The sequence below is a fragment of the Verminephrobacter eiseniae EF01-2 genome (assembly GCF_000015565.1).
Taxonomy (GTDB): Bacteria; Pseudomonadota; Gammaproteobacteria; order Burkholderiales; family Burkholderiaceae_C; genus Acidovorax; species Acidovorax eiseniae.
The window spans coordinates 2364644-2380227 of the sequence record NC_008786.1; the positions used below are offsets into that span (position 1 = coordinate 2364644).

Annotated in this window: 14 protein-coding genes; 7 read left to right on the forward strand and 7 right to left on the reverse strand. The window is 63.5% G+C overall.

Annotated elements, in window-relative coordinates:
• Positions 1 to 45: 45 nt before the first annotated feature.
• Positions 46 to 1005: a hypothetical protein gene (locus VEIS_RS10175; protein WP_011809836.1), complete on the reverse strand. Its 960-nt coding sequence runs from the start codon at positions 1003 to 1005 to the stop codon at positions 46 to 48.
• Positions 1002 to 1616 carry a glucose-6-phosphate isomerase gene (locus VEIS_RS10180; protein WP_011809837.1) on the reverse strand — a complete coding sequence of 205 codons (615 nt, stop codon included), beginning with the start codon at positions 1614 to 1616 and terminating at the stop codon, positions 1002 to 1004. Before VEIS_RS10180 ends, VEIS_RS10175 begins: the two co-directional genes overlap by 4 nt.
• A 163-nt stretch (positions 1617 to 1779) precedes the next feature.
• Between VEIS_RS10180 and VEIS_RS10185 the strand changes: the two genes are divergently transcribed.
• From VEIS_RS10185 to VEIS_RS10195, 3 genes are all read left to right on the forward strand, one after another.
• Positions 1780 to 3192, forward strand: a complete 1413-nt coding sequence (locus tag VEIS_RS10185; RefSeq protein WP_011809838.1) for an FAD-binding oxidoreductase — start codon at positions 1780 to 1782, stop codon at positions 3190 to 3192.
• A gap of 243 nt (positions 3193 to 3435) precedes the next feature.
• The gene (locus tag VEIS_RS10190) at positions 3436 to 4293 is read left to right on the forward strand and encodes a MurR/RpiR family transcriptional regulator (RefSeq protein WP_011809839.1); all 858 of its coding nucleotides are present in this window, start codon (positions 3436 to 3438) and stop codon (positions 4291 to 4293) included.
• 101 nt (positions 4294 to 4394) lie between these two features.
• On the forward strand, positions 4395 to 5366 hold the full coding sequence (locus VEIS_RS10195; RefSeq protein WP_011809840.1) for a LysR substrate-binding domain-containing protein: 972 nt from the start codon (positions 4395 to 4397) through the stop codon (positions 5364 to 5366).
• On the opposite strand, the gene VEIS_RS28565 is transcribed toward VEIS_RS10195, so the two are convergent.
• Entirely contained in the window at positions 5338 to 5559 is a 222-nt protein-coding gene (locus tag VEIS_RS28565; protein WP_157048464.1) for a hypothetical protein, read from the reverse strand. The two genes, VEIS_RS10195 and VEIS_RS28565, sit on opposite strands and share 29 nt — an antisense overlap.
• A 174-nt stretch (positions 5560 to 5733) precedes the next feature.
• Between VEIS_RS28565 and tcuA the strand changes: the two genes are divergently transcribed.
• Genes tcuA through VEIS_RS10215 form a run of 4 tightly spaced genes read left to right on the forward strand, consistent with a single transcriptional unit; the run spans position 5734 to position 10713 of the window.
• Positions 5734 to 7149 carry an FAD-dependent tricarballylate dehydrogenase TcuA gene (gene tcuA / locus VEIS_RS10200; RefSeq protein WP_011809842.1) on the forward strand — a complete coding sequence of 472 codons (1416 nt, stop codon included), beginning with the start codon at positions 5734 to 5736 and terminating at the stop codon, positions 7147 to 7149.
• Positions 7136 to 8305 (forward strand): tricarballylate utilization 4Fe-4S protein TcuB, encoded by a 1170-nt coding sequence (gene tcuB / locus VEIS_RS10205; RefSeq protein WP_011809843.1) that lies wholly within the window; start codon positions 7136 to 7138, stop codon positions 8303 to 8305. The genes tcuA and tcuB overlap by 14 nt, the downstream gene beginning before the upstream one ends.
• Before the next feature lie 43 nt (positions 8306 to 8348).
• Complete coding sequence (locus VEIS_RS10210) at positions 8349 to 9800, forward strand: aldehyde dehydrogenase (protein ID WP_011809844.1); 1452 nt, start codon at positions 8349 to 8351, stop codon at positions 9798 to 9800.
• A 19-nt stretch (positions 9801 to 9819) separates the two neighbouring features.
• Positions 9820 to 10713: an NAD(P)-dependent oxidoreductase gene (locus VEIS_RS10215; protein WP_011809845.1), complete on the forward strand. Its 894-nt coding sequence runs from the start codon at positions 9820 to 9822 to the stop codon at positions 10711 to 10713.
• Positions 10714 to 10845: 132 nt separating this feature from the next.
• On the opposite strand, the gene VEIS_RS10220 is transcribed toward VEIS_RS10215, so the two are convergent.
• The 4 genes from VEIS_RS10220 to VEIS_RS10235 all read right to left on the reverse strand — a co-directional run bounded on the left by VEIS_RS10220 (position 10846) and on the right by VEIS_RS10235 (position 15511).
• Complete coding sequence (locus VEIS_RS10220) at positions 10846 to 11796, reverse strand: NAD(P)H-dependent flavin oxidoreductase (protein ID WP_041949952.1); 951 nt, start codon at positions 11794 to 11796, stop codon at positions 10846 to 10848.
• A gap of 140 nt (positions 11797 to 11936) precedes the next feature.
• Positions 11937 to 13754, reverse strand: coding sequence for an acyl-CoA dehydrogenase (locus VEIS_RS10225; RefSeq protein WP_011809847.1), 1818 nt, complete (start codon positions 13752 to 13754; stop codon positions 11937 to 11939).
• Positions 13755 to 13813: 59 nt separating this feature from the next.
• Positions 13814 to 14761, reverse strand: coding sequence for an electron transfer flavoprotein subunit alpha/FixB family protein (locus VEIS_RS10230; protein WP_011809848.1), 948 nt, complete (start codon positions 14759 to 14761; stop codon positions 13814 to 13816).
• Positions 14762 to 15511: an electron transfer flavoprotein subunit beta/FixA family protein gene (locus VEIS_RS10235; RefSeq protein ID WP_011809849.1), complete on the reverse strand. Its 750-nt coding sequence runs from the start codon at positions 15509 to 15511 to the stop codon at positions 14762 to 14764.
• Between the last annotated feature and the right edge of the window lie 73 nt (positions 15512 to 15584).

The following is a 15584-nucleotide window of genomic DNA, read 5'->3' on the forward strand; positions in this document are numbered from 1 at the left end:
TCCTTGTCTGACTGGGGGGCGAATGACGGGCCTGCGGGCCAGGGATCATGGCGGCGCCGGTTGCCCGGCCTGCTGCGCAATGCGGCACAGTTGCCGGAACCCCGGGCCGCTGACCGGAACCTCGATGTGGAAGACTTCGGCAAGCACCCGGCTCCAGCCGTAGATGAAGTAAAGCCAGCCGTCTTCGACCTGCAAGCGGCGCTCTTGCGCCTGGCGCCTGGCTTGCTGCAAAAAAGACAGCTCGCCACGGTAATTGAGCTCCCACACCAAGGCCGCCTCGGGAAACGGGCAGGCATCCGTCAGCGGCGAGCCTGGCCGGTCCTTGCCCATGCCGCTGGCGTTGACCACCAGCGCGGCGGGGCGCAGACCTTGCAGCACGGCGTCGTTGTCGGCGGCGGTCTGCGCCAGCATGTATTCGCAGCGAATGCCGGTGGCCCAAGACCGGTGCAGGCGCTCGATGTCATGCAGACGGCGCGCGCAGCGGTCGGTCACCAGCACCCGCGCCGGGCGGTCCGCGCCGCGACTGGCCTGCATCAAATGCCAGGTCAGCGCAAGCGTCGATCCGCCGGCGCCGATGGCAAATACCTCGGCCCCTGTCCTGGCAAAGTGGCCGGCAGGAATGAAGTGGTCCAGCGCCAGGCCCGCAGTGACAGGGTCTTTGGCGTGGCAGACGAACTGGCCGCCGGATTTGGACAGGCAACTGGTCTCGGCCAGGCGCCGGGCATGCGCATCCACCACATCGAACAGATCCGCGCAGGCGGCGTACAGATCGATCTTGTGCGTGGTCACCAGCGCGCCCAGCGAGAGCGGGTCATCCTTGATGAAGCGCACCACGGCGCGGTAGTCCGCAGGCGGTGCATGCAAAGGAAAATCGATGCCCGCGATGGCCACATTGCGCAGACCCAGGTGCGCAGCCCAGTCCGGAAACACCTTCATGATCGAGCTTTGCCGGGTGCTCACGCCAATGAAGTACAGGGTCGGGCAGGTTGCCGCAGCCAGGTTCATACGCGCGCCCGCCCCGAGGATTGCGCGCGCGGCTGGTAACCAGCGTTGGCGATGGTTTCCCAGCCAGCGCCGGCGGTCTTCATCACCCGCAGGCGCATGCCGTTGGAGCGGGCAATGATGTCGTAGTCCTGACCGGAATCTGCGGGGTAGCAAAACAGGGTGACGAAGTCCGTCGGGCCGACGTTGACCGAGCGGTGAATCCAGCAGGGCGGCACGTAGCAGATGGTGTTGGCCGTCATTTCCAGCACCCGGGTTTGCCCATCGGGGGCCTCCATCAGCATTACGCCTTTGCCGGCCAGGCAGAAGTACATTTCGGGCCGGTCTGCGACACCGTGGAGGTGGCCCCGGGTCATGAAGTACTCGCCGGCGACATCGCCCGGCGACATCCGCGTCACACCCGTGATCAGGTCGCCCGCGCGCTGGCTCGGCCTATGGTCGGTGACCTCGTAGACGACGGCATCGGCGGATGCCGCCGCCATCTGGGCAAACACAGCCGCATTCGCGTATTGCCCGGCCATGTCTTTGAGCCTTTTTTGGTAGCAGGACCCGCCCCCGCGCATCGAACCGGCCGGGACATCGACGGCAAAAGATCTTGGTTCCATCCACTCCATCCGACACCTGTTCTTTCAATGAACGTTAGTTGTGCAAATGATAAATACAACGTTCTGCCGAAAAATTGGGGAATACCCTTGAATCATCGTTCCTTATGCTATCTACAGTCATTTGCTAGACTAACGTTACCGGCAACCAGTCGTTTCCTTGGCTTTCACCCCCATGACCCCTGCCATCACCCCCGGGCACCCTCGGGCCGTTCAAGCCTTGCTGCATGCCTTGGGTGCGCAAGTCGTGCAACTTCCGGCCGACTTCGGCAACCGCCAGCATGCCGACGCCAGTCGCATGGCCTGCGCAGAACCGATTGCGCTGCTGCGCCCTGTGTCCACGGCGCAGATTGCGCAGGCGCTGCGCATTTGCAGTGAGCACCGGCAGCCGATCGTCACGCAAGGCGGTTTGACCGGACTGTCTGGCGGCGCCTGTCTCAGGGGCGGCGAGATTGCCCTGTCGATGGAGCGCATGCGCGGGATCGAATCCATCGACATGCAGGCGTCGACGATGACGGTGCTGGCCGGCACGCCGTTGCAAATGGTTCAGCAGGCCGCAGAGGCGGCGGGCGCGATGTTCCCGCTGGATTTGGGCGCGCGCGGCAGTTGCAGCATAGGCGGCAACCTTGCCACCAACGCGGGCGGCAACCGCGTCATCAAGTACGGCATGGCCCGCGACCAGGTACTGGACATCGAGGTGGTGCTACCCGGCGGGCAGGTGCTGGGCGGCCGCCACCGGATGATCAAGAACAACACCGGCTATGACTTGCGCCACCTGTTCATCGGCAGCGAAGGCACGCTGGGCGTGATTACCAAGGCGGTGCTGAAACTGCGTCCCAAGCCGACGGCGGTCTCCACCGCGTTTTGCGGCGTCCCCGACTTTGCCGCCGTCATTCAACTGCTGACCCGGGCCCAGTCGGAGCTTCCTGCCGGGGTCTCGGCCTTCGAGGTCATGTGGCCGGGCTACTACCACTTTGTGCTCGAGCGCCTGCCGCATCTGCGTGCGCCACTGGCGCGGCGCCACGCCTTTTATCTGCTGCTGGAAAGCAGCGGGGCCGATGCAGAGCGGCAAAACCAGGCGTTCGAGTGTTTTCTGGCCAAATGCATGGCAGACGGATTGCTGCAAGATGCCGCCATTGCCGGATCTGATGCCGATGCACTGGCATTTTGGGCCATCCGTGACGCGCCGGGAGAATACCAGCGCATCCTCCCGGGGCGCGTCTCATTCGATATCAGCTTTGCCATCTCTGATGTCGAGGCCGCGATCGCGCACTGCGAAGCGGCGCTGCGCGAGCGCTGGCCCAAGGCCACCGTGCTGATATATGGGCATTTGGGCGATGGCAATATCCATATCGTGGTGCAGGAGCCGGACTGGCCCGCCGGCAGCATGGCCGAAGTGCAGTCCGTGGTGTATGGCATCACGGGCCAATGGGCAGGATCGGTGTCTGCAGAGCATGGAATCGGCTTGAAGCGCAAGCCGGTGCTGGGTCTGACCCGCTCGGCGATTGAAATCGACGTGATGCGGGCCATCAAACGCGCCATCGATCCGGACAATCTGCTCAACCCCGGCAAACTGCTGGATTGCTAGTGTCGCGTCACCGGTCAGATGTCGTAGGCTGCGCGCAGCCATCGGAGCGCAGCGCTTGCCCATACCGAGCTGTATTGGCAAGCGATGCAACGCCGCGATGCGCTTCGATGGCCAGCGCAGACCGACAGATGATCGGTGACGCGACACTAGCCTTTCTTTGCGCACCATGCGGCGCCACCAGGCCGCGACCAGACCACTATCATCCAAACCATCCCATCATCCCATCGAGCCAAGCGCCACCCCATGGCAGAAGAAAACATCCTGGCACTGATAGAGCGCATCCGGCCAACGCTCAAGCGCGGCAGTCTGAACGTGGCGCAAGCCGTTTTGCACGACCCCGCCGCGATAGCGCAAGCGAGCCTGGCCGATTTGAGCGCCCGTGCCGGCGTCAGCGAACCGACGGTTTTGCGGTTTTGCAATACCGTCGGTTGTGATGGATTTACCCAGCTCAAGCTGCGCCTCGTCCAGAGCCTGGCCTTGGGGGCGCCACTGGCGCATTCCGAATTGCGTGAAAAGGACTCTCCGCAAACCGTCGCCACCAAGATTTTTGACCACACCATTACCAGTCTGGACTGGACGCGGAAAAAGCTGGACCAGGACGCCATTGCAAAAGCGGTCGCGCTTTTGCTCAAGGCCAGGCGCATCGAATTTTTTGGCTTCGGCGCATCGGGCATCGTGGCACTGGATGCGCAGCAAAAATTCCCCCTGTTCGGCGTTCCCTGCATCGCACACCAGGACTCGCACCAGCAACTGATTGCGGCCTCGATGCTGAACCCTGAAGATGCCGTGGTTGCCATCTCCAACACCGGATCGACCCGCTCATTGATCGAAGTCGTGCGCACCGTGAAGGAGCGGGGGGCGTCGGTGGTGGTCATCACCGGCTCCAGGAGTCCGATCACCCGGTATGCCGATATTTCGATCATTGCCGAAACCTTGGAGAACACCAATATCTACACCCCCACGATATCCCGACTGGCGGCGCTGGTGGTGATGGACATACTCGCGATCAGTGTCGCAATCCAACGCGGCGCCGGGCATTTGCGTGACGTGCAAGACATGAAGCGGCACCTGGCAGAAGTCAGGATGACCGGGGTTATTTGAATAGCCATCTGCCAATCCTTTCCGGCCGGGCTGGCGGGCAGCACCGGCCTGCGCCATCTGCCGGCAAAATGGCCTGCTGAATTTTCAAGCTGCGACCCGCGATGGAATTGCGTCAATTGCGTTACTTCGTGCGCATCGTGGAGTTGGGCTCCATGGGCCGTGCGGCACTCGATCTGGATATGGTCCAGTCAGCCTTGAGCCAGCAGGTCAGTCGGCTGGAGGGCGAACTGAGCACGCGCCTGCTGCGGCGCACATCGCGCGGCGTCGTCGCCACCGAGGCCGGGGTGGCATTTTTTCGGGAAGCCCAGCTCACGTTGAGGCATGCAGATCAAGCGGTTCGCGTGGCCCGGCAGGCGAGACTTTCCGGGACGGTCAGCGTGGGCCTGGCCCCCACGACGGCCGCAATGCTGGGGCTGCCGCTGATGCGGGCCATGCGCGAGCGCTATCCGGACGTTCGACTGCATTTGGTCGAAGGACTGTCGGGCCACCTTGCGGCCATGCTCAATTCAAGAACCCTGGATATGGCCATTTTGTTTGACCGTCGCACACCGGCTGGCCCCGGTGAACCAGGTCGCCGGCTCTGGCAGATACAGCCGCTGATGGATGAGGATATCTTTCTCATTTGCGCCCGCGAGCGGTATATGCGTCCGGGGAAAATACCTTCCACGCCGACCCTGAACGACATTGCGCAGGAGCCGTTGATATTGCCCACAGGCCCCCATGGTTTGCGCAGCACCCTGGATGCGGCTTTTGCCCGATCCGGGGTCGTTCCCAACGTGGTTCTCGAGGTCGATTCACTGTCCATGCTCATGGCCGCTGTCGATGCCGGCTTGGGCTGCACACTTCAGCCGCGCGCAGCCGTCGGCCGTTTTCCCGATGCCGATCAGCGCTTTCAGTGGGCCCGGATCGACGAAAATGAAGTGCGCCGCACCAATACCCTGTGCAGCCTTCCCGAGGCAGAACTGTCTTCGGCTGCGATCGCGACACGGATGGTGATCAGCGATGCCGTCAGGGCATTGATCGAAAACGGCAGTTGGCCAGGGGTTACCCCTCGTATGCCGTCCCGCAAATAGCTGTGCAAAATGAAATCGATGTGTTTCGTGCCAGGGTCGCGTCACGGATCAGATGTCGTAGGCTGCGCGCAGCCATCGGAGCGCAGCGCAAGGCGCATCGCTTGCCCATACCGAGCTGTATTGGCAAGCGATGCAACGCCGCGATGCGCTTCGATGGCCAGCGCAGACCGACAGATGATCGGTGACGCGACACTAGGGCCGGGTGAAAACCGCAGTGATGCCTGTAGTCATCGTGAGGCATACGAGGCATCACGATAAATGATGTCCCCATGCCATTCGTGGGCTGGGCTGCAACCATGCTTGTCACTACATTGGCACCGGCGGGGGCTTGGCCCGGGCGTGCCAAAGTACCGCAGGAGAGCTTGTTTTGGAGCATGACGTTGTGGTCATCGGTGGCGGAAATGCGGCGCTGTGTGCCGCTTTGATGGCGCGCGAAGCGGGCGCTGGTGTTTTGCTGCTGGAGGCTGCGCCAAAGGAATGGCGCGGAGGAAATTCAGGGCACACGCGCAACCTGCGCTGCATGCATGATGCGCCGCAGGATGTTCTCGTCGATGCATACCCGCAAGAGGAATACTGGCAGGATCTCCTGAAAGTCACCGGCGGGTCGACCGATGAGCGCCTGGCACGTCTGACCATTCGGGCATCCGCCACCTGCCGGGATTGGATGCGCGCGCATGGCGTTCATTTCCAGCCCCCGCTCTCGGGCGCCCTGCATGTGGCCCGCACGAACGCCTTTTTCATGGGGGGTGGCAAAGCCTTGCTGAATGCCTATTACCGCAGCGCGCAGCGCCTGGGTGTCACCATCCGCTACGGGGCGCCGGTCGATCGGCTGGAAATCGGGCAGCAGGGCCGGTTTGTCGCGGCCCATGTCAACGGCGAACGCATTACCGCCAAGGCCTGTGTCCTTGCCGCCGGTGGATTCGAGTCGAACCGGGAATGGTTGCGCCAAGCCTGGGGGCAAAATGAACGCGGAGAATGGCCGACGGACAATTTCCTGATCCGGGGCACGAGGTACAACCAAGGCGTGCTGCTGCGGCACATGCTCGATGAGCATGGCGCCGATCGCATCGGGGATCCGACGCAAGCGCATATGGTGGCCATCGACGCGCGGGCCCCTTTGTATGACGGCGGAATATGCACACGCATCGACTGCGTTTCGCTCGGTGTCGTGCTGAACCGGGATGCGCAACGGTTTCATGACGAGGGCGAGGATTTCTGGCCCAAGCGCTACGCCATTTGGGGGCGGCTGGTGGCCCGGCAGCCTGGACAAATGGGCTACGCGATCATCGATGCCAAGGCCGTCGGGCATTTCATGCCGGCGGTCTTTCCCGGCGTCGTCGCAAACACATTGCGGGAATTGGCGCAAAAGCTCGGGCTGGACGCCGCTGCCTTCATGCGCACCCTCGATGACTACAACGCGGCTTGCCGAGCGGGCAACTTTGACCACACCGTGCTTGACGATTGCCATACCGAGGGCATCAGCCCGGCCAAAACACATTGGGCGCGGCCCATCACTGACGCGCCTTTTTTCGGTTATGCGCTCAAGCCGGGGGTGACCTTTACCTATCTGGGCCTGCGCACGGATGAAACCGCAGCGGTTCGTTTTGCCAACAGGCCCAGCGAAAACTTGTTCGTGGCCGGCGAAATGATGGCCGGAAACGTACTCGGCAAAGGGTATACGGCGGGCGTTGGCATGTCGATCGGCACGGCATTTGGCCGGATCGCCGGCGCCAATGCAGCACGCGCGTCACTGAAAAAGGGCTTCGGCCATGCAGGTGCTTGATGCGCTGACGCGCACGGCGCGGGATTTGGCGAACGGGAATATCGTGCCGAGCCTGGCTGAAACCGAAGTGGCGCGTCAGATGCAGATTTGCAACGCCTGCCGCTATTGCGAAGGATTTTGTGCCGTATTCCCGGCGATGACCCGCCGGCTGGAATTCGGAAAAGCCGATATCCACTTCCTGGCCAACCTGTGCCACGACTGTGGCGCTTGCCTGCATGCATGCCAGTACGCACCGCCGCACGAGTTTGCCATCAACGTGCCCCGGGCCATGGCGCGCGTGCGGGTCCAGACCTATGCGGACTATGCCTGGCCATCGGCGCTGGGCAAGCTCTACCAGCACAACGGTCTGGGCATTTCTTTGGTGCTGGTATTTTTCTTGGCCTTTTTTCTGTTTCTGGCAGTGCTCGCCAACGGCGCTCCATGGAAGATGAGCATGGGCGCTGATTTTTACGACATTTTCCCGCACGGCATCCTGGTGCTGCTGTTTGTTCCGGTGTTCTTGTTTGCGAGCCTGGCCTTGGCTATCGGGGTGCGCAGATTTTTGCGCGACATCACCGTTGCCACCAGTGGCGCGCCGCTGACGCGCCCGGCGGCAGCACAGGCCGCCGATGCCGTTTTACGCCTGAAATACCTCGATGGCGGCCATGGCGCTGGCTGTCACGATGAAGATGACGCGCATACGCTGGCGCGCCGGCGCTTTCATCATTGCACTTTCTACGGGTTTTTGCTGTGTTTTGCCGCCACCAGCGTCGCAACGATATACCACTATTTCCTCGGCCTGGCAGCCCCCTACGATTGGCCGAGCCTGCCAAAAATTCTCGGGGTCGCAGGCGGTTTCGGTTTGCTCATTGGCACGACCGGTTTGTGCTGGTTGAAACTCAGGCGCCACCCGCTGCATGGCGACCAGGCCCAGAAACCGATGGACCAAGGATTCATTGCCCTGCTGTTCCTGGTCAGTGCCAGTGGTTTTGCGCTCTGGCTGTGTCGCGGGACTCAGGCGCTGCCCATGGTGTTGTGCCTGCACTTGGCCGCTGTCATGGCTTTGTTTGCCACCTTGCCCTATGGAAAATTCGCGCATGGCGTTTTCCGCAGCGCTGCCTTGTTGCGCTACTGTGTCGAGCGGCGGCAGCCAGGCCGGCTCGACCATTGCGGCTGACCAGGCGGCCATCGTTACATGAAGATCGGCGGAGAAAATGAAAATGCCGGAACCCAAACCAATGCTGATTGCCGGCGCCGACGTTCCGTGCGAAGCCGGAATCGCGCCTTTGCTATCGATCAACCCTGCGACGGGGCAGACGAATTACGAAGTGGCCGCAGCAGGTCCTGAAACGGTGGATTTTGCGGTGCGCAACGCCGCCTCGGCCTGCGCGGACCGTGGATGGCGCGAAATGCTGCCGATGCAGCGTGCCCGTATTTTGCTCGGCATTGCGGATGGCATCGAGCGCGACGGCGCCATGCTCGCAAGGCTGCAAATGCAGGAAAACGGCAAGGTTTGGAGTGAGTGCCGCCGGCAGGTACAGAGTGCGGCTGCGACGTTCCGTTATTACGCTGGCGTGTGCGAGGTCACCGGCTCCGAAGTAACGCCGGCACGCGGTAATTACCTGTCGATGACGCTCCACGAACCCTATGGGGTCGTGGCGGCCATTACACCGTGGAATTCGCCGATGACCATGGAGGCGCAAAAAATGGCGCCCGCCCTGGCGGCCGGCAACGCCGTCATCCTCAAGCCATCCGAGGTCACGCCTTCCACCGGACTGGCGGTTGCGCGCATTGCGTTGCAAGCGGGGTTGCCCGAGGGAATCCTGAATGTCCTGCCGGGCACCGGGCAGGGTGCGGGTGCTGCGCTGGTCGCCCATCCTTTGGTGCGGATGGTGTCCTTTACCGGGGGAACCGAAAGTGGCAGGCGGATCGGTGAAATAGCCGCCAGAAAACTGATGCCGGTGGCGCTGGAGTTGGGCGGTAAATCACCCCATATCCTGTTCGAGGATGCCGATGTCGATGCCGCAGTGGCGGCTGTCGCGGAAGGCATTTTTGAAGGAAGCGGGCAATCATGTGTGGCCGGCTCCCGGTTATTCGTGCATGCATCCATTCATCACGTCGTGCTCAAGAAACTGCTGGAGCGGGCGCGCTCGCTGCGCGTTGATTTGCCCGACGCGCCTGGCGCCGAAATGGGCCCCTTGGCCACCTTCGCGCAGCGTGACAAGGTGCAGGCAATGGTCGACGAGGCCCGGGCCGCAGGAGCCAGCATTCTTGCCGGCGGCACGCGCCCGGATGCCTGTGCGCTTGCCAACGGGGCTTATTACCTGCCGACCATCATTGCTGGAATCGACAACCGCGCGCGGATTGCCCAGCAGGAAATCTTTGGCCCGGTTTTGTGTGTGCTGACGTTCGGGAACGAAGAAGACCTGATCGCACAGGCCAATGGCACGGCCTTTGGCCTTGCCGCCGGCATCTGGACTGCCGATTATCAGCGGGCATGGCGTGTTGCGCGGGCGCTTGACGCGGGGACGGTCTGGATCAATACCTACAAACAGCTATCGGTTGCAAGCCCGTTCGGCGGTTTCAAGGACAGCGGCATCGGCAGGGAAAAGGGCATTGCCGGCATGAGGCTTTATCAGCAGCCCAAGAGCATTTACTTCGGCATGGCTTGAAAACGCAATGGAGTGAAAAATGGGCAGCAAAAAGGCACAAGTGATCGGATTCATCGGTTTGGGCGTCATGGGCGAGCCCATTTGCCGCAATCTCGCGCGCAAATCCGGCGCACAGGTTTTGGCGTTTGATCTCGACGCCGCGCCATTGCAGCGTTTGGCGGCCGATGGCGTGCAAGGGCAGGGCAGTGCCTCGGCCGTGATGGCCCAATCTGACACGGTATTTCTCTCGCTGCCCTCCGGCGCGATCGTTGCGCAACTTTGTCGCCAGCAAGACGGTTTGCTTGCGTCCGCCCGCCCCGGGCATATCGTGGTCGATCTGGGTACTTCGTCGGTGGATGGCACCAGGCAACTCGCGGCCGAATTTGCCGCCAGGCAAGCGAAATTCGCTGATGCCCCGGTGGCGCGAACCCGGGCCGCTGCGCAAGCGGGCACGTTGGCCGTCATGGTCGGGGCCGACCCCGAGCTGTTCGGGGTGATCGAGCCGCTGATCGCAACTTTCGCCTCCGACATCGCTTTATGCGGCCCCGTCGGATGTGGTCAGGTGCTGAAGATACTGAACAACATGATTCTTTTCGAGACGGTGGTGGCCATCAGCGAGGCAAAAGCCATCGGCGAAAAGGCGGGCGTCGATGCGAGCGTTTTGTTCGATACCTTGGCCAATGGTTCGGCAGACAGCTTTGCGCTGAGAAACCACGGCATGAAAGCGGTGCTTCCCGGTGAGTTTCCCGAGCGTGCTTTCTCGGTGCACTACGCCCGCAAGGATTTGCAATATGCGCTTCAACTGGCCGATGACACCGGGGTCGATGCGCGCTCGGCCCGTGTCGTCGATCGGTGGTTCGCGCAAGCGATCGAGGCGGGCCTGGGGGAAAAATACCACCCGGTGATCAGTCGTTTGATTGCCCGGGGTCTTTGAGCAGCGGGAATAAAGGTATGGGGCAACGCATGATGAATGGCCGGCGCATATTTTTGCAAACCATCATTTCGGAAAACCGCTGCCTGCGCCCAGCGCCGCGAACCGTTCGCCGGGTTTGCGGGCGGGGGTGGTTCACATCAAGCGGGCGCGGGCGGCGGCATATTCGCGGCGCAGTCGGGCCACCAGGTCGGCGGCGCTGGTGACGGCATCGATGCCGCCAATGCCTTGTCCGCAGCCCCAGATGTCCTTCCAGGCTTTTCTGGCGCCGCCGCTGAAATTCATCTTGCTCGGGTCGGCCTCGGGCAGGTGCTCCGGGTCCAGGCCCGCAGCACGGATCGATGGCGCCAGGTAGTTGCCATGCACGCCGGTGAACAGGTTGCTGTAGATGATGTCGTCGGAGCTGCAAGCCACGATGGCCTGCTTGTAGTCATCGCTGGCGCGCGCTTCGTGGGTGGCGATGAAGGCCGAGCCGATGTAGGCCAGATCGGCCCCCATGGCCTGCGCGGCCAGCACCGCCCCGCCCGAGGCGATTGCGCCCGAGAGTGCGAGCGGGCCGTCGAACCACTGGCGGATTTCCTGGATCAGCGCAAACGGGCTCTTGGTGCCCGCATGGCCGCCGGCGCCGGCGGCCACGGCGATCAGGCCGTCGGCGCCTTTTTCGATCGCCTTGTGCGCAAACCGGTTGTTGATGATGTCGTGCAGCACGATGCCGCCCCAGCCGTGCACGGCCTGGTTCACGTCTTCGCGCGCTCCCAGGCTGGTGATGACGATCGGCACCCGGTATTTGGCGCAGACCTGCATGTCGTGCTCCAGCCGGTCATTGCTCTTGTGCACGATCTGGTTGATGGCAAAGGGTGCGGCTGGCCGGTCGGGGTGGGCACGGTCGTAGGCGGCCAGGGTTTCGGTGATCTCGGCCAGCCACTCATCGAGTTGCTCGACCGGGCGGGCATTGAGCGCGGGCATGGCGCCGACGATGCCGGCCTGGCATTGCTCGATCACGAGCCGTGGGTTGCTGATGATGAACAGCGGCGCGCCGATGAGGGGTAGCGACAGGTTTTGCAGCACGGCAGGCAAGGTGGACATGGCAAGGGCTTTCAGAGAACGGGAACATCGGTAAACAGCCTCTGGCGCTTGTCTTGCCTGCGCCATCAGCTATCGTTTTCATGGTGCGTTGCGGTTGGCTATCGGCCCCGCAGAATCTCGCAGAGGGCGCCGCCGAATGGTCAAAAGTCTTCCGGCGCCAGCCCGGTCACGCTGTCTGCGCCTTCGACGACGCTGTCGCGCAGGCCCGCAGCCTTGACCAGGATATGTTCGGCATGGAATTGCGCGGTGCTGATTTTTGCGCGCATGAAGGCCGGCTCCTGCCCGCTGCGCAATAGCTCTTGCGCCACCAGCAGGCTGCGCGCCAACTGCCAGCCGGTCAGCACATGGCCGGCCAGCATCAGGTAGGAGTAGCTGCCGGCAAACACCGCCCGGGGCTGCGTCTGGCTGCCGGCGACGACAAAGTCCACCACGTCCAGCAGGGCCTGGCGTGCCGCCGTCAGGCGGCGGGCCATGGAACGGGCAGCGGGGGTGCCGCTGGCCAGCAATTCGGCCTCGGTGCTTTCGATCTGCGCGGCGATGTCCCGGGCCGTCCGGCCGCCGTCGCGCGCTGTCTTGCGGCCCACCAGATCGTTGGCCTGGATGGCGGTGGTGCCTTCGTAGATGGTCAGTATCCTGGCATCGCGGTAATACTGGGCCGCCCCGGTCTCTTCGATGAAGCCCATGCCGCCATGCACCTGCAATGCCAGGCAGGTGAGCTCCAGGCTGGTTTCGGTGCAGTAGCCCTTGACCAGGGGCACCATGAACTCGTAGCAGGCCCGGTTGTGCTGGCGTATCTGCGCGTCGGGATGGTGCTGCGCAGTGTCGAACGCAGCGGCCGCCACGGTGGCCAGCGCGCGGCAGCCTTCGATGCCGGCGCGCATGGTCATCAGCATGCGCTGGACATCGGGGTGCCCGATGATCGCGATGCTGGCATTGCCACTGCCGTCCACAGGGCGGCTTTGCACGCGCTCCCGGGCGTATTGCACGGCCTTTTGGTAGGCGCGCTCGGAGATCGCGATGCCCTGCATGCCCACGGCGTAGCGGGCGGCGTTCATCATGATGAACATGTATTCGAGGCCCCGGTTTTCCTGGCCGACGAGGTGGCTCACAGCGCCGGGGCCGGTGCTGTCTCCAGCTACACCGGGGCCGGCGCCAAACTGCAGCACCGCCGTGGGGCTGGCCTTGATGCCCAGTTTGTGCTCGATGCTGACGCAGTGCACATCGTTGCGCGCGCCCAGGCTGCCGTCCTGGCGCACCAGGAATTTCGGGCAAACGAACAGACTCAGCCCCTTGACGCCCTCGGGCGCGCCCGGCACCCGGGCCAGCACCAGGTGCACGATGTTCTCGGCCATGTCGTGCTCGCCGTAGGTGATGAAAATCTTGGTGCCAAAGAGCTTGTAGCTGCCGTCGGCTTGGGGCTCGGCGCGTGTGCGCACCAAGGCCAGGTCGGAGCCGGCCTGGGGCTCGGTCAGGTTCATGGTGCCGGTCCATTGGCCGCTGACCAGTTTTTCCAGGTAGCACGTCTTCAGATCATCGCTGCCGGCGATCAGCAGCGCCTCGATGGCGGCATCGGTCAGCAGCGGGCACAGCGCAAAGCTCAGGTTGGCGCCGTTGCTCATCTCGATGCAGGCCGCGCCAATGGTTTTGGGCAGGCCCTGGCCGCCAAACTCGGCCGGGTGTTGCAGGCCCTGCCAGCCGCCTGCGGCGTACTGGCGCCAGGCGGATTTGAAGCCGGGGCTGGTGCTGACCTGGCCGTCTTGCCAGCGCGCAGGGTGCTTGTCGCCTTCGGCGTTCAGCGCCGACAGAACGCCCTGGCTGAATCTGGCGCACTCTTGCAGCACGGCCCGGGCCGTGCCCAGGCCCGCATCGGCCAGGCCCGGCAGTCGTGCGATCTGCTCGATCCGGGCCAGGTGCTCGATGGCGAACAGCATGTCCTTGACAGGGGCGATGTAGCTCATGGCTGTCTCCGGGAGCCAACGAGTCGGCGCTGGCGAGGCTTCGGGGGAAAGGGCCGCCGTTACAGCGCCTCGACCAGTTCCGGCACGGCGGTGAACAGGTCGGCTTGCAGGCCATAGTCGGCCACGCTGAAGATCGGCGCCTCGGGGTCTTTGTTGATCGCCACGATCACCTTGGAGTCCTTCATGCCGGCCAGATGCTGGATGGCGCCCGAGATGCCGACCGCCACATACAGTTCGGGCGCGACGATCTTGCCCGTCTGGCCCACCTGCCAGTCGTTCGGCGCGTAGCCCGCATCCACTGCGGCGCGGCTGGCGCCCAGTGCGGCACCGAGCTTGTCGGCCAGGGGGGTTATCACGCTGTCGAACTGCTCCTTGCTGCCCAGCGCGCGGCCGCCGGAGACGATGATCTTCGCGGCGGTCAGTTCGGGGCGCTCGCTCTTGGCGATTTCACTGCCGACAAAGCGGCTCTTGCCAGAGTCGGCCGCAGCGGCAATGGTTTGCACCGCCGCCGTGCCGCCGCTGGCCGCAGCAGCGTCGAACCCTGTCGTGCGCACGGTGATGATCTTGACGCTGTCGGCGCTTTGCACGGTGGCCATCGCGTTGCCGGCGTAGATCGGGCGCTCGAAGGTGTCGGCGCTCAGCACCTGGGTGATGTCGCTGATCTGGGCCACATCGAGCTTGGCCGCGACGCGCGGCGCGATGTTCTTGCCGCTGGCGGTGGCGGGAAACAGGATATGGCTGTAGTTGCCCGCCCCACCGCCTTGCAAGGCCAGCACCTGCGCGGCCATGTTCTCGGCCAGGCCATGCGCCAGACCGGGGGCATCCGCGTGCAGGACCTTGGCCACACCGGCGATTTGCGCCGCAGCGGCAGCGGCAGCGCCGGCGTTGTGGCCGGCCACCAGCACATGCACATCACCGGCAGCGCAGGCCCGCGCGGCCGTCACGGTGTTGAGCGTTGCGCCCCTGATCGACGCGTTGTCATGTTCAGCAATCACGAGTACCGACATTCAGATCACCTTCGCTTCGTTCCTGAGTTTTTCGACCAGGGCGGCCACATCGGCCACCTTGACACCGGCGCCGCGCTTGGCAGGCTCGCTCACCTTCAGCGTCGTCAGGCGCGGCGCCACATCCACCCCCAGGTCATCGGGCGTGACGGTATCGAGCGGCTTCTTCTTGGCCTTCATGATGTTGGGCAAGGTAATGTAGCGCGGCTCGTTCAGGCGCAGGTCGGTGGTGATGACCGCAGGCAGCGTCAACGCCAGGGTCTCCAGGCCGCCGTCGACTTCGCGGGTCACCTCCAGCCTGTCGGGCGCCAGTTCGACCTTGCTGGCGCAGGTGGCCTGCGGCAGATCGGCCAGGGCCGCCAGCATCTGGCCGGTCTGGTTGGCATCGTCATCGATGGCCTGCTTGCCCAGGATGATCAGCGCCGGCTGTTCCCTGGCGACCAGGGCCTGCAACAGCTTGGCCACGGCCAAGGGCTGCAACGGCACATCGGTCTGAACCAGAATGGCCCGATCGGCGCCGATGGCCATCGCGGTGCGCAGGGTCTCCTGGCACTGGGCGACACCGCAGGAGACCGCGATGATCTCGGTCACCAAGCCCTTTTCCTTCAGGCGCACGGCCTCTTCAACGGCGATTTCGTCAAAGGGATTCATGCTCATCTTCACATTGGCGATGTCCACACCCGTGTGGTCCGATTTGACGCGGACCTTCACGTTGTAGTCGACGACCCGTTTGACAGGGACCATGACCTTCATTGCTGTGACTCCTGGAGAGGGTGGGTTGAACGGACGCAAACCAGGGGCATTCTATGCCGATGCCGCGCCGCAG

What these genes read in the sequence shown, in the direction of transcription:
- VEIS_RS10175 (WP_011809836.1), bottom strand. Translation starts at nt 1,005, where the DNA reads ATGAACCTGGCTGCGGCAACCTGCCCGACCCTGTACTTCATTGGCGTG.
- VEIS_RS10180 (WP_011809837.1), bottom strand. Translation starts at nt 1,616, where the DNA reads ATGGAGTGGATGGAACCAAGATCTTTTGCCGTCGATGTCCCGGCCGGT.
- VEIS_RS10185 (WP_011809838.1), top strand. Translation starts at nt 1,780, where the DNA reads ATGACCCCTGCCATCACCCCCGGGCACCCTCGGGCCGTTCAAGCCTTG.
- VEIS_RS10190 (WP_011809839.1), top strand. Translation starts at nt 3,436, where the DNA reads ATGGCAGAAGAAAACATCCTGGCACTGATAGAGCGCATCCGGCCAACG.
- VEIS_RS10195 (WP_011809840.1), top strand. Translation starts at nt 4,395, where the DNA reads ATGGAATTGCGTCAATTGCGTTACTTCGTGCGCATCGTGGAGTTGGGC.
- tcuB (WP_011809843.1), top strand. Translation starts at nt 7,136, where the DNA reads ATGCAGGTGCTTGATGCGCTGACGCGCACGGCGCGGGATTTGGCGAAC.
- VEIS_RS10210 (WP_011809844.1), top strand. Translation starts at nt 8,349, where the DNA reads ATGCCGGAACCCAAACCAATGCTGATTGCCGGCGCCGACGTTCCGTGC.
- VEIS_RS10215 (WP_011809845.1), top strand. Translation starts at nt 9,820, where the DNA reads ATGGGCAGCAAAAAGGCACAAGTGATCGGATTCATCGGTTTGGGCGTC.
- VEIS_RS10220 (WP_041949952.1), bottom strand. Translation starts at nt 11,796, where the DNA reads ATGTCCACCTTGCCTGCCGTGCTGCAAAACCTGTCGCTACCCCTCATC.
- VEIS_RS10225 (WP_011809847.1), bottom strand. Translation starts at nt 13,754, where the DNA reads ATGAGCTACATCGCCCCTGTCAAGGACATGCTGTTCGCCATCGAGCAC.
- VEIS_RS10230 (WP_011809848.1), bottom strand. Translation starts at nt 14,761, where the DNA reads ATGTCGGTACTCGTGATTGCTGAACATGACAACGCGTCGATCAGGGGC.
- VEIS_RS10235 (WP_011809849.1), bottom strand. Translation starts at nt 15,511, where the DNA reads ATGAAGGTCATGGTCCCTGTCAAACGGGTCGTCGACTACAACGTGAAG.